Origin of the sequence: Bacillus sp. V3B (assembly GCF_024494465.1) — a bacterium.
In the GTDB taxonomy this organism is placed as follows: Bacteria; Bacillota; Bacilli; order Bacillales; family Cytobacillaceae; genus Bacillus_BD.
In genome coordinates this window covers 201,105-215,164 of sequence record NZ_JAETXM010000002.1, presented here as the reverse complement: position 1 = coordinate 215,164, position 14,060 = coordinate 201,105, and the positions used below count along the sequence as shown (strand labels likewise).

Below are 14,060 nucleotides of genomic sequence, written 5' to 3'. Positions count from 1 at the left end.
ATGATTTAACAAAACCCCATAATAAAAGATCTTTAAAAGGGAGGGAAATAATATGAAAATGGACAGTATCAAAATGAAAAATGAACTTCAAAAACGCCTTGCCCATCCAGAGAGAACATTTGAATATGATCGTAAAAATGATCAACTCCGAATTGAACATAGTGAAACCGGAAAAGGGATTACGATCTCTCTTCCTGGTATCGTAGCTAAATGGCAGGAACAAAAGGAGAAGGCAATTGATGAAATTGTTTACTATGTAGAAGAGGGATTACAAGCATTGAAAGGGGATGCTGAACTTTCAGGGAAGGAAAAAAAGATCTTTCCTGTTATCCGTTCCACTTCTTTTCCGTTAAACACGAACGAGGAAGTGCCCTTTATATATGATGACCATACAGCAGAAACGAGAATTTATTACGCCCTTGATCTTGGAAATACATATCGGCTTATTGATGAACAACTGCTCAAAAAAGAACAATGGGATGAACAGCGCATAAAGGAGATAGCTTTATTTAATGTCCGATCCTTATCAACCGAAATGAAAACAGACCGAGTAGCTGGAAACACATTTTATTTTCTAAATAAAAATGATGGTTATGATGCTAGTCGAATTTTAAATGATGCTTTTTTAAAAGAAATGAATCAAAAAATAATAGGTAAGATGGCTGTTGCTGTTCCACATCAAGATGTTCTGATTATCGCTGATATTGAAAATGATACAGGATATGATATTCTTGCTCAAATGACGATGAGCTTTTTTGCTAGTGGACGAGTTCCCATAACAGCTCTATCCTTTTTATATGAAGAGGGAGAACTCGAACCAATCTTTATTTTAGGAAAAAATAAAAAAAGATAAATAATAGATGAAAAGAACCCTATGTGGTTCTTTTTTCATAAAAAAGAAATAGTAGTTCATGTGATGGTAAGTTTTATTATCTGAAAATAATAGGTATTTTGAAAAAACTTCCATTTCATCTTCCGTTTGTATCATTCTGCGAATTTATCTCGTAATTTTAAGAAATACTGCTAAAATAAGAATGATAGAATGATAGAAAGAGTGATAAAGCTTGAGTTGGATACAAAGGTTATTTCGATTTATAAAAGATAAAGAAGTGGAAAATATTGAAGAAGATTTAGAACGTACGCCCGAGGTTTCTAAAAATATTACTACAATTAGGCAAAAAGGGGATAGTGGAAGGGCAATGGAGGCGAAAATTGCCTATCATTACCCGAAAGGAGCTTTTCGCTTTCCTTTAATACCAGATGAAGATAAATCAGATGAAGATAAATCAGAAGAAAATCAAACGATTGCAAATAAGGAGCGGAAGAAGGAACCATATAAGGCATCGCAGAAGAAGGACTGGAATGAAAAGCGAAAAAGCCCTCAAAAAGACTGGAATGAGAAACGAGTAGTTCCTCAGCAAGAGTGGGGAAAGAAACGAGTAGTTCCTCAGCAAGAGTGGGGAAAGAAACGAGTAACCCCTCAAAAAGAATGGGGAAAGAAACGAGAGGTTCCGCAACAATCACCTGACATACAAGAGTCTGTTGTTAAGAAAAAGACTCCTGAAAAGGAAAAGAGAGGAACAAGGGCTTTTAAACCAACCAGAATTCCTTCTCCTATCTATGGGTTTAAGGAGCGGCCAGAGCATGTTAATGATGTTTCACAAGTTGAGTTTGAATTAAAACCACTTGAAAAAAAGGTCCCGTTTACCCAAGAACCTTTGCCGTTTCATGATCAGCAGAAGGATGAGGTTTCTGTATTAAAGAAAAATACCGTTATAACGAATGAGTCGAAACTTAGTGAAGATCAAGCAGTGGACCTTGATAGATTAGAAATAGTCGAAGTAAATAACGGATTACCAAAAGGAGCAACTGAAGGAATTCAAGTTGACCTAGTGACAGAGAAAGATTTTGAAGTCATTGAAAAATTACAAACAGCTGTAGTTAAGAAAGGCCAGTTTGAATTTCAATTAGAGGAAGTGGAGGACGTAGTTGAAGAAATTCAACTAGAGAAAACGAACGAAGATGATTCAGAAGTTACAATCGCGTCGGAACTCACCGTATTCTCAGAAGGTAAGATAGAGGAAGTTGAGGCAAATGGGGGACAACCTGGATTAGTCGATGATACACAAAACGTTGTACAGGAAAAAGAAGTAGAAAATCTTGAGAATGATACACAAACTGTTGTGCAGGAAGAAGAAGCTCTAAAGCTTGAGAACGTTATACAAACGGCTATACGGGAAGAGGAAGTAACCATTGAAGCGGATACACAAACAGTTATACAGGAAGAGTTAGTTGCTGAACAACTAGGGGACGATCAGACTATTGGAGAGCATGAAATAACAGAAAAAAGCATACAATCTGAACAAGAGACACCTCCTATTTCAAGTAATGAGAGTTCAAAAGGTCGATCCCCAATTCCATTCAATGTGATCATGCTTCAGCAGGACAAACGAATGATAGAACTGAAAAATCAAAAGACCGCTGTTTCTGAAAGCCTTGCTGAAGTTGTAAAAAAGGAATCTTTGCAGGTAGCAGAGACAGGACAAATGGAAGATATTAATTATCTGTTCCCTTCATTTCAGCTATTAACACCTCCAGTTGTTGTGGAGGAAAATAATCATTGGATAGAGGAACAAAAAGCACTATTGGATACAACCTTAAAGAATTTTAATGTAGGTGCTGGGGTCGTTAATGTCACGCAAGGTCCATCTGTCACTAGGTTCGAGGTTCAACCGGAGCCAGGTGTAAAAGTAAATAAAATTACAAACTTGTCTGACGATATTAAATTAAGTCTAGCTGCCCGAGATATTAGGGTTGAAGCACCAATTCCCGGTAAACATACGATTGGCATAGAGGTACCGAATGAAAAAAGCAGACCTGTTTTATTAAGTGAAATTGTCAATAGCCCTGAATTTAATCGTCAAGCCTCACCACTTACAGCGGCACTAGGCCTTGATATTTCGGGAAAACCAATTGTGACTGATTTACGAAAAATGCCCCATGGCTTAATTGCGGGTGCAACGGGTTCAGGAAAAAGTGTTTGTATTAATACGATTTTGGTCAGCCTGCTTTATAAAGCAACACCGGAAGAAGTAAAATTGTTATTAATTGATCCGAAAATGGTAGAATTAGCTCCTTATAATTATATTCCACATCTTGTCAGCCCTGTTATTACAGATGTTAAAGCGGCAACAGCTGCTTTAAAATGGGCTGTTGAGGAAATGGAGCGTCGTTATGAATTATTTGCTCATACAGGTGTCAGAGACATTAGCCGCTTTAATGAGTTAGCAGAAAAACATAAGCAATATGCTGATAAGTTACCGTATATGGTCATTGTAATTGATGAACTAGCTGATCTAATGATGATGTCCCCGGCAGATGTAGAGGAAGCAATTTGCCGTATTGCACAAAAGGCACGTGCTTGTGGCATTCATTTAATTATCGCAACGCAGAGACCTTCAGTAGATGTGATCACTGGATTAATTAAGGCAAACATACCAACAAGAATTGCTTTTTCAGTTTCCTCGCAAGTAGATTCTCGTACCATTATTGATATGAGTGGAGCAGAAAAGCTGCTTGGAAAAGGAGATATGCTGTTTTTAGAAAATGGTTCTTCAAAATCAGTACGTCTTCAAGGAACATTTGTTTCAGATGAAGAAATCGATGAAGTTGTTGCACATGTGAGGGAGCAGGGGGAACCAAACTATTTGTTTGAACAAGAGGAACTTCTTAAAAAGGCACAAATTAGCGAAGAAGAAGATGAACTTTTTTATGAAGCATGTGAGTTTGTCATCGAGCATGGCGGAGCATCCTCTTCCTTGCTACAAAGAAGATTCAAAATTGGCTACAACCGTGCTGCAAGACTGATTGATATGATGGAGCAACAAGGCTATATTTCTGAAGCGCGTGGTAGTAAACCGAGAGATGTATTCATTACTGATGCAGAGTTAGAAACTTTGCAATAAATAGACAAAATGAGTAAGTCATTTTACCCTATTTACCTTAGAGAACAAGAGGAATAATTTATTGCCATTTTTTTCGTAAATTATTCCTTCTATTCATGCTTATATACATATTTATATATGCTTTGTTCTAATGGAAAATTTGAAGTTTTCATTAGATGTCAAAGGTGTTATAATGTTTGAATATTGATCAGACCGAATAGAAATATAACTATTCTTGTGACGATAAGGAACTTAAGATTCAGAGTTTAGTTAGCAAAAATTAATAAATAATCATATACTGTTTTTACAGATTGACGATGGTTGGAGGTTCTTTAGATGACTAATTACCATTTTGTGGGTATTAAAGGGTCTGGAATGAGTGCTTTAGCACAAATTCTTCATGATATGAACTTTCAGGTTCAAGGATCCGACGTAGAAAAACATTTTTTTACGCAAATTGCTTTAGAGCAATCAGGAATAGAGATCCTTCCTTTTCAAAGAGAAAATATTAAGCCCGGCATGACGATTATTGCAGGGAATGCTTTTTCAGATACACATGAAGAAATTCAAGAAGCGATGAAGCTAGGGCTTCCGATCGTACGTTACCACCGTTTTTTAGGTGATTTTATGAAACGTTTTTCAAGTATTGCTGTTACGGGTGCTCATGGAAAAACATCCACAACGGGATTACTTGCTCATGTTATTGGAGGCGGAAAGCCGACCGCTTATTTAATTGGGGATGGTACGGGGAAGGGTAACGAGAAAGCCGAATATTTTGTGTTTGAAGCATGTGAATATCGGAGACATTTCTTATCCTACTTTCCGGATTATTCCATTATGACGAATATCGATTTCGATCATCCTGATTACTTTGCAAATATTGATGATGTTTGCTCAGCGTTCCAAGAAATGGCATTTCAAGTAAAAAAAGGGATTTTTGCATGTGGTGATGATGAACATTTGCAAAAAATACAAGCGAATGTTCCGGTTCTTTTTTATGGTTTCAATGAAGAAAATGATTTCCAAGCACGTAATATTGTCAAGACAACAGAAGGTACAACGTTTGATGTATTTATTCGGAATACTTTTTATGATACTTTCACGATTCGAAGTTTTGGCGATCATAATATTTTAAATTCTTTAGCGGTTATCGCTCTTTGTCATTATGAAGAGATTGATACTGAAGTGGTACGTAGCCAATTATTGAACTTTGAAGGAGTTAAAAGGCGGTTTTCAGAAAAAAGAGTAGACTCGCAAATATTAATTGATGATTACGCACACCATCCAACAGAGATTAAGGCGACGGTTGATGCGGCAAGACAAAAGTACCCTGAACGTGAAATTGTGGCTGTTTTTCAACCCCATACTTTTTCTCGAACACAAGCATTTCTAGGAGAATTTGCTGAAAGCTTAAATTTAGCTGATAAAACGTATTTATGTGAAATATTTGGTTCTGCTCGTGAAAATCATGGGAAATTGTCCATTAAAGATCTACAGAATAGGATACCTGGAGCAGAAATCATAAAAGAAGAAGACATGAATTCTCTTAAGAGCCATGATGATAGCGTGATTATTTTTATGGGTGCTGGAGATATTCAAAAGTTTCAGGCTGCGTATGAAAAAATTGTATAAAATCAATTGACAAAAAAAGAAGTACACTTGACTATCGGTCATTCGTTACTTCTTTTTTGTCTTTTTTGTAGCACCATATTATTCAATTCACAAAAATTTGAACAATAATAGAGGTTATGAATTGAAAGTCCTTATGAGTATGGTAAGATTTTAGATAGGGAAAACGAAAGATACATAGGAATATCTGGAATTGGTGGGTTTATATGCCATGATTACAGGGGAAAAATAAAATAGGAGGTGAATTCATTTTGATTTTGATCTTATATTTAAGTGTAGCTTTAATAGCGATCGCCTTTTTGATTTTGGTTATTTATTTATCCAAGACCTTAAAGTCACTACAGGGAACTCTTGATAATGTAGCTAAAACATTATCAGGTCTTGAAAGACAACTAGATGGTGTTACAAATGAAACAACGATCCTTTTGCATAAAACAAATGAACTCGCAAGTGACATTCAACAAAAGTCAGAAAACTTAAATAGTGTAGTAGATGCTGTAAAAGATGTAGGCGATTCAGTACGAAAATTTAATGGCTCCATTCAGTCGATTACGACTGTAATGAATAATCAATTTGAAGAAAATAAAGATAAAATGGCACAAGTAGTACAATGGAGTCATGTTTTTCTTGAATTGAAGGATAAATGGCAGAGTAGAAAAGAAAAGAAAGATGTTATACATTCATTTGAAGAAAGTTATGAACCGAAAAGAAAGAGAGCAAGGTATTAAAAAAATTAGGGGGGAATTAGGATGGCTGGAAATGAAAGAAATTATTACGAGTCCAATAAGGAAAGAGAAAATAATATTAATGCAAAGGATTTTTTAATAGGGACTCTAGTTGGCGGGATTGTCGGTTCACTTGCGGCATTACTTCTAGCTCCTAAGTCAGGGAAAGAATTGCGTGATGATTTGAATAATCAAGCCTATGTAGTACGAGAAAAAACGGATCATCTTCGTGAATCTGCCATGATAAAAGGCACTGAGTTAACGTCAACGGTAAAAGACAAAACAACGGCCATTTCTAAGAAGGTTTCTGAGCAGTCAGCTGATATTGTTAAAAAAGTAAAGGGATTAAAAGCTGATGGAGACGAACCTATAGACAGCACGAACCCTGTAGATGAATTATTTGACCAAAGTTCAAAGTCAGATATTCAGAAGGAGCTTGAGGAGACGAAAAAAGCATTTGATGAAACTGAGAGTAAAATCAATCAATAAATAGTGAAGCGCTTGCGCTTTTTAGAGGAGAATGAAGAAAATGAATCAACTGAATACGATAGAAGAATTTGATCAGGTTATTCAAAAAGAAAAGGCTGTTTTTGTATTAAAACACAGTACCACATGTCCAATAAGCCAAGCGGCATATGGAGAATATGAAAAATTCACTAGAGAAAATAACGAGATACCAGCTTATGTTTTGATTGTTCAAGATGCACGTCCTTTATCCAATCATATAGCTGAAAAATATCAAATCAAACATGAATCACCACAAGCGATTCTCTTTTCCGAAAATAATGTCATATGGAATGCATCGCATTGGAAAATAACAAATAAGTTATTAGCGGAAACAGTAGAGGAAAATAAATAAAGAAAAACATCCACGAGCCTCGTGGATGTTTTTCTTTATTTATTTTGTGACTGGCCAGACAATTTTTAAGTCGTCTCCAGGTTCAATTTTTCCAAAGAAGGTGGTTTGTTGGTTGTTTTTCAATAACATAAACCGACCGGTTGCCTTTTCTGGCATATTAATTTGAACATGATTAAATAAATCTTGAAAAATAAAAGGTTCCATTTTCTTTTGATCATACGTGATATGATCACCATCATAGATCAAATCCTCTTCAGATAAGGTTTCTTGATCACGAATAAATTCCGTTAATTTCTTCTTTATTACGATTTGTTTCCCATTAAAAGAGACAGGAATGCTTTGAGAAAGAGTGACTTGCTTTATTTCTGCCAATTCTTTAACAGTAGGTTGCTTTTTATTTTCAATGGTTAATTCATCTAAATGTTCATAGCTATTTGATAGTTTCACTTCAATTCCATTTCGATAGAGCTTCCCAGAAAAAGGAGGAATAAATGTTTCTTTTCCGTTAAGTTTTACCCGAAATGGACGACATTTTTCTAGCTCATCTTGTAAGTTTAACATAGTGAGCAATGCTTCTATCGATTCTGGAAATTTGTATTCAATTTTATCCCGATCAGAAATAAGCTTATCAGCAGTGGTAGGCAAGCCATTGCAGGTGATTTTGGCAGTGAATGTGTAGGGTTTTGCGTTAATATTGACTGTCTTTTCTGGTAAGTCGTCAAGCAAATCTTTTATATAGACTTTAGGTGATTTTCCATCTTTACCTTGAACGACCACAAGATGGTCTTCATTTTCAACAGGGTCATCTAGACTACATGGCACATCGTTTCTCGTAATCAAAGGTGCTTCACCATAACCGCCAGGAATGGTAATGGTTTGGTCATTAAGAGAGATGATCATAGCCATACCTGGCTTCCCATAGAGCTTATTCATTTTCATTCCACTTGCAAGTAAACAGTCACCAATGGTTAGTTTTTTAACCTCGAATAAGCGAACCGGTTGTTCATTCACATAAACTGTACGATATTGGACAGGAGACTTTTGTGCTGCAATAGCAATCCCAATAGGGGTGACAAGCTCAGGTCCTCTTTCAATATGATCAGCAATTGATACAGAAGAAATGGCGTTACTGTCTCTTATGGCAACCCGATTTTCTGGTAAATTCATCTTTTGAGCTATTCTATTCGTTATTTCTGGTGTTAAACTTCCACCGCCCACAAGCATAATCGCTTTCAGTGAATGATGATTATTTAATTGCATAATCTCATCACAAATTGATTGGGTTAGTTTTTCAAGAACCGGTGTAATTTTGGTGATGACTTCTTCTCTAGATACTTCGGTTTCAAAACCAAGAATATCTGTTAACCCGATGGTTTGATTCGTGAGGAGATCTCGTTTCGCTTTTTCTGCTAAGGGAAAATCAAGCAAATATTGATCACTAATGGCTTCAGTTACTTCATCACCGGCAATTGGTACCATCCCATAGGCAATGACTGTGCCCATATCCGTAATCGCAATATCGGACGTTCCAGCACCAATATCAACAAGGGCAACGTTTAATCTCCTCATCGATGGTGGAATTAGAACATTAATAGCGGCAATAGGCTCTAGCGTTAGTGCTTCCATTTCTAAATCAGATCTATGGAGTGCAGCAATTAATGATTCAACGACAACTCTTGGTAAAAAAGTAGCAATAATTTCAACTGAAGCTTCATCTCCTTGCTGATCAATTAAACTGCCAATCTCCTCATCATCAAGCCTGTAATAAAGAACAGAATAACCGACACAATAATAATATTGATGTTTTTCTCCTTTTTTGTGTTTTGCTGCAACAGAGGCTTGTGCTTGCTGAACAGCACTTAATTCAAAATGAAGAATATCTTCTTTTTGAATCATTGGTTTTCCAGCGATATTTACCGTCACTGTTGCACGTTCTGTCTTCAACGCTCGACCTGCAGCCGCAACATTCACTTTTTTAAGCGGCCCATGTTTTTTTTCTAGTTCTTCTTTAATTTCCGAAATAATGCTTGAAACAGCTAATACATCATGTATTTGACCGTCTAACATCGCTCGCTTCGAGTGTTCCTTTGATAAAATATCTGTAACATGGTAGCGTTCGTCACTCATTTCATCTATTATAATTCCGACGACAGAGCGGGTACCAATATCTAAAGCAAATAGCTTTTTTCGTCCTTCCAAATAGATGCACCTTCTTTAATAGGTTTTAATATTACTTTAGCGCTTAAAAGCGTTTAAGCGAAAAAGAAAAAAGACGTGACAATGACAGATAATTCATATATAATAACCGTAATCATAAAAAATGTATCATATTTTAGCATGTCGTTAAAGCATATATGTGTTTATCTTTTTTTATTGCTTTGCGGCAAACATAAAGGAGCGAAAAATGATGGGGAACAATGAACTGGATCAACTACGACAGAGAGTCGAAGAACTTAACTTAGAGTTGCTTACACTTATTAATGAGAGAGCACGTACTGTACAAGAGATTGGTCGCGTTAAGGAAACTCAAGGAGTTAATCGCTATGATCCAGTACGTGAACGTCATATGCTCGATTTAATAACGGATAATAATGATGGACCATTTGAAGATTCGACAATCCTACATCTTTTCAAGCAAATTTTTAAAGCGGGTCTTGAATTACAAGAAGATGACCATAGAAAAGCATTGCTTGTTTCACGTAAGAAAAAATCAGAAGATACTGTTATTAATTTAAAAGGCGAAATTATTGGTGAGGGAAATCCTAATTTTGTCTTTGGACCATGTTCTGTTGAATCATATGAGCAGGTTGCAGCGGTTGCAGCTTCTGTTAAAGCAAAAGGACTTAAACTTTTGCGTGGTGGAGCATATAAACCGAGAACTTCACCTTATGATTTCCAAGGTCTTGGTGTAGAAGGTTTGAAAATATTAAAAAGAGTCGCTGATGAATATGATTTAGCTGTTATTAGTGAAATTGTTACTCCAACGGATATTGAAACAGCCCTTGATTATATTGATGTGATTCAAATTGGTGCTCGTAATATGCAAAACTTCGAATTACTAAAAGCAGCTGGTTCGGTAAACAAACCGGTATTATTAAAACGAGGTATGTCTGCTACTATTGAAGAATTCATAAATGCTGCTGAATATATTATGTCACAAGGGAACGGGCAAATTATTCTTTGTGAACGTGGAATCCGAACATATGAAAAAGCTACAAGAAATACATTAGATATTTCAGCTGTTCCAATTCTTAAACAAGAAACGCATTTACCTGTATTCGTTGATGTGACGCATTCAACCGGCAGAAGAGACTTATTGCTTCCATGTGCGAAAGCAGCGTTAGCTATTGGTGCTGACGGTGTAATGGCTGAAGTTCATCCAGATCCAGCTGTTGCGCTTTCAGATTCAGCTCAGCAAATGGATTTGAATCAATTTGATGCATTCTACAATGAAATTCAGAAATCTGCTTACATTAAAGCATAAGTAATAGTCAAAGAACCTTTCACGATGAGTGGAAGGTTCTTTCTTTTACTAAGGCTGTGTTTATGATAATTGTTAATAAATGGCCTTTGGTGTATGTGCAGTATGTAATTTTTTATTCCATTGAATAACTTAATGTCTGCGTACACCGAAAGCTTGTAGAGTAGCAACACTATTATTTAACAAAGCTTTTGTTAAAAATATAAAATATGTGTTAAAATGTATAGTTCATATTGCGACTTTTGGTTGTCTAGCGTATGATTAAGTACATAAATCAGTAGAGAAGGATTGACTTGTGAGAGTCATTCGTTTGAGTTTTTTGGGAACTTGTGTAAAGAGAGAATTGTGGACAAAATAATACAAAGAAACTAGATGACGTAAATTTACTTTCCTATTTTAAAATAATGAAGGAGTGTTATAGATGAACATTACTATATATGATGTTGCTCGGGAAGCAAATGTCTCCATGGCAACTGTTTCACGAGTGGTAAATGGAAATCCGAATGTGAAACCTACAACAAGAAAAAAAGTATTAGAGGTTATCGAGCGACTTGGGTATCGACCAAATGCGGTTGCTCGAGGTTTAGCTAGTAAAAAAACAACAACAGTCGGGGTTATTATTCCTGATATTTCCAATGTATTCTTTGGCGAATTGGCAAGGGGAATTGAAGATATTGCGACGATGTACAAATACAATATTATTTTAAGTAATTCTGACCAAAATAAGGATAAGGAGTTACATCTTTTAAATACCATGCTTGGAAAGCAGGTTGATGGACTTGTCTTCATGGGTGGAAATATTACAAATGAACATGTTGAAGAGTTTGAAAAATCACCTGCTCCGATTGTATTAGCTGGATCGATTGAAGAAACGGGAACGATTCCTTCCGTTAATATTGATCATGAACAAGCCGTTTATGATGCTGTAACGACTTTCATTAATGAAGGACATAGAAAGATTGCGATTGTGATTGGTCCTTTACATGAGCCGATTAATGCGGTTAAAAAGATGGCTGGATATAAACGAGCATTAAGTGATGCTGGAATTGAGTACAATGAAGACTTGGTAGCTGAAGGTGATTATACGTATGACTCAGGTATTGAGGCTTTCGAAAAGTTTCTTGAATTAGAGAATAAGCCAAGTGCTATTTTTGTTGGTTCAGATGAAATGGCATTAGGAGTTATACATGGGGCTAAAGATAAAGGGTTTGTGGTTCCAGATGATTTTGAAGTAATCACATCTGATAATACAAGATTGTCCTTAATGGTGCGTCCACAATTAACAACCGTTGTTCAACCTTTATATGATATAGGAGCAGTAGCAATGCGACTATTAACAAAGCTAATGAATAAAGAAGAAGTACCTGAGCTTAAGGTCATTCTTCCACATCGAATTGAAAGAAGGAATTCAACGAAATAATAAGAGAATTGTGATTGGAAATTTGCCTTAGGGGTGTCTTTGCTATAAATGTGTAGCACTTTATAACGCACCCCTCCGTACAGGCACTAATTCCTACTTATAGAAGGAATAGAATTTTTAAAAATTGTTTATTCTGTTATTTTTGACGATTCTTTTCTATTTCGAATGGAATATAACGCTTTTTCAAGTGTTTGTTCGTTCTTTTCTGTGATTTCTGCTTTGCGCGGAATAGGTGGATAGATTTGATCTTCATCTTCCAATTTTAACGGGAGTGTATAAGACGTTTTTTCTTGCCATTCGGCAATCCAGTCTGATGGAAGAAAATCAAAGTTAGAGAAATTTTCTGTCATTTCAAGCCATATTAATGACCAGGCTCTAGGAACAACCCTCCAAATATCGTAACCACCACCCCCAACAGCAATCCATTTACCATCACAATATTGATGAGCAATTTCATGCGCAAGCTTTGGTATTTCCTTATAGGTTTTCATTGTAACAGAAAGGTGTGTTAACGGATCCCAAAAGTGCGAATCTGCCCCGTTTTGCGTCAAAATAATATCTGGTTTAAAGAATGCTGCTACTTCATGAATGGCCTTTTTATAGCAATCAAGCCATGATTCATCTTCTGTAAAGGCATCTACTGGAATATTAAAGGAGTATCCATACCCTTCTCCTTGTCCTCTTTCATTGATACTTCCTGTTCCCGGAAATAAATAACGTCCTGTTTCGTGAATCGATAGTGTACACACGTTAGGATCATCATAAAAGGACCATTGAACACCATCACCATGATGGGCGTCTGTATCAATATATAATACGCGGGCATGATATTTCTCTTGGATGTATTTCATCGCAACAGAGCAATCATTATAGATGCAAAAGCCAGATGCTTTCCCACTGAAACCATGGTGGAGACCGCCACCAAGATGTAATGCATGTTTTGCTTTTCCACTCATGACATAATCAACAGCGGTTAAACTACCTCCAACAAGTAATGAACTGACTTCATGCATATTTGGAAAAATAGGTGTATCTTCTGTGCCTAGGCCATAGCTTTCGGCTAGTTCTTTTGAAAGTTGTCCATGACCGGCTAACTTTACTGCATCAACATAGTGAGGATCATGGATGAGAAGCAATTCTTCTCTTGTTGCAGGACGTGGAGGAATCATACTTTTTGTTTCAATGGCATGGCTCTTTTCTAATAGATCAAGAGTTAGTTTTAAGCGTAATGGATTAAATGGATGATCTGAATTAAATTTATAGTTTAATAGTTCAGCTGAATAAATAAAGATGGATTCCTGTTTCATTTGTTTATCTCCGGTAAATTAGGCCAAAGGGTTTCAAAACCAGCCTGTTTTAAATCTATTATTAATCGAGTAGGATTAATAGTTTGTACTCTAATGACAACGATTTTGAATCGATTATCCTTTTTATTAGGGTAGATAAGTACGCTTAATATATTTGCTTTATGATCGCGAAAAACAGTAGTAATTTCATTTAGAACTCCTGCTCGATTTGGGGCTTTAATCTCCATTTGTGATCCAGGTTGATGGGCTCCAGTAAGTTCAATCAGTGTATGTAAAAGGTCTATTTCGGTTATAATCCCAACTAACTGGTGCTCTTGTACAATGGGTAAACAGCTAATATGATGTTCATAAAAAACAGTCCCAATTTCTTCAACAAAATCAAGGGGATGACCTGTAATAAGGTTGGTACTCATAATCGTTTTAACCGGGTTTCCAAGAACATGATTTTGTTCTGTAGGATTACTTAAAATAGAAGGGGCAGCATCTCGTATATCTCGATCAGACACAATTCCAATTAAGTGACTCTCTTCGTTGAGGACAGGTAGATGTCTGACTTTGTGTTGAAGCATAAGCTTATGCGCGTCATAGATAGACTGTTCCGGAGATAGAGTGATAATCTTTGTTTTCATGATTTCTTCAACAATCATGTAAATCCCCCTTGTTTAAAGAATTAATTGTATAAAATTTTTAAACTT

General features: G+C 36.1%; 10 protein-coding genes and 1 pseudogene. 8 read left to right on the top strand and 3 right to left on the bottom strand.

The genetic code is table 11. From position 1 onward, the window contains the following. The first annotated feature begins 58 nt into the window (after positions 1-58). The 6 genes and pseudogenes from JMM81_RS05450 to ytxJ all read left to right on the top strand — a co-directional run bounded on the left by JMM81_RS05450 (position 59) and on the right by ytxJ (position 7,157). Positions 59-853: a DUF1444 domain-containing protein gene (locus JMM81_RS05450; RefSeq protein ID WP_256240589.1), complete on the top strand. Its 795-nt coding sequence runs from the start codon at positions 59-61 to the stop codon at positions 851-853. Positions 854-2,561: 1,708 nt separating this feature from the next. Further along, positions 2,562-3,965 (top strand): annotated as a pseudogene (locus tag JMM81_RS23275) (DNA translocase FtsK); the annotation flags it as partial. 315 nt (positions 3,966-4,280) lie between these two features. Further along, a complete protein-coding gene (gene murC, locus JMM81_RS05440) occupies positions 4,281-5,576 on the top strand; it encodes a UDP-N-acetylmuramate--L-alanine ligase (RefSeq protein WP_256240514.1) in 1,296 nt (431 codons plus the stop codon). 248 nt (positions 5,577-5,824) lie between these two features. Beyond that, on the top strand, positions 5,825-6,301 hold the full coding sequence (locus tag JMM81_RS05435) for a DUF948 domain-containing protein (RefSeq protein WP_256240513.1): 477 nt from the start codon (positions 5,825-5,827) through the stop codon (positions 6,299-6,301). 21 nt (positions 6,302-6,322) lie between these two features. Next, entirely contained in the window at positions 6,323-6,787 is a 465-nt protein-coding gene (locus JMM81_RS05430) for a YtxH domain-containing protein (protein WP_256240512.1), read from the top strand. A gap of 40 nt (positions 6,788-6,827) precedes the next feature. Next, the gene (gene ytxJ, locus JMM81_RS05425; RefSeq protein WP_256240511.1) at positions 6,828-7,157 is read left to right on the top strand and encodes a bacillithiol system redox-active protein YtxJ; all 330 of its coding nucleotides are present in this window, start codon (positions 6,828-6,830) and stop codon (positions 7,155-7,157) included. A 39-nt stretch (positions 7,158-7,196) separates the two neighbouring features. On the opposite strand, the gene JMM81_RS05420 is transcribed toward ytxJ, so the two are convergent. Next, positions 7,197-9,356 (bottom strand): cell division protein FtsA, encoded by a 2,160-nt coding sequence (locus JMM81_RS05420; RefSeq protein ID WP_256240510.1) that lies wholly within the window; start codon positions 9,354-9,356, stop codon positions 7,197-7,199. A 208-nt stretch (positions 9,357-9,564) separates the two neighbouring features. On the opposite strand from JMM81_RS05420, the gene JMM81_RS05415 reads away from it, so the two are divergent. Next, positions 9,565-10,641: a bifunctional 3-deoxy-7-phosphoheptulonate synthase/chorismate mutase gene (locus tag JMM81_RS05415; protein WP_256240588.1), complete on the top strand. Its 1,077-nt coding sequence runs from the start codon at positions 9,565-9,567 to the stop codon at positions 10,639-10,641. A 418-nt stretch (positions 10,642-11,059) separates the two neighbouring features. Beyond that, the gene (ccpA, locus tag JMM81_RS05410) at positions 11,060-12,058 is read left to right on the top strand and encodes a catabolite control protein A (protein WP_256240509.1); all 999 of its coding nucleotides are present in this window, start codon (positions 11,060-11,062) and stop codon (positions 12,056-12,058) included. A 128-nt stretch (positions 12,059-12,186) separates the two neighbouring features. Here ccpA and JMM81_RS05405 read toward each other — a convergent pair whose 3' ends face one another. Continuing rightward, complete coding sequence (locus JMM81_RS05405; protein WP_256240508.1) at positions 12,187-13,365, bottom strand: acetoin utilization protein AcuC; 1,179 nt, start codon at positions 13,363-13,365, stop codon at positions 12,187-12,189. Next, entirely contained in the window at positions 13,362-14,012 is a 651-nt protein-coding gene (locus tag JMM81_RS05400; RefSeq protein WP_256240507.1) for an acetoin utilization AcuB family protein, read from the bottom strand. The genes JMM81_RS05405 and JMM81_RS05400 overlap by 4 nt, the downstream gene beginning before the upstream one ends. Between the last annotated feature and the right edge of the window lie 48 nt (positions 14,013-14,060).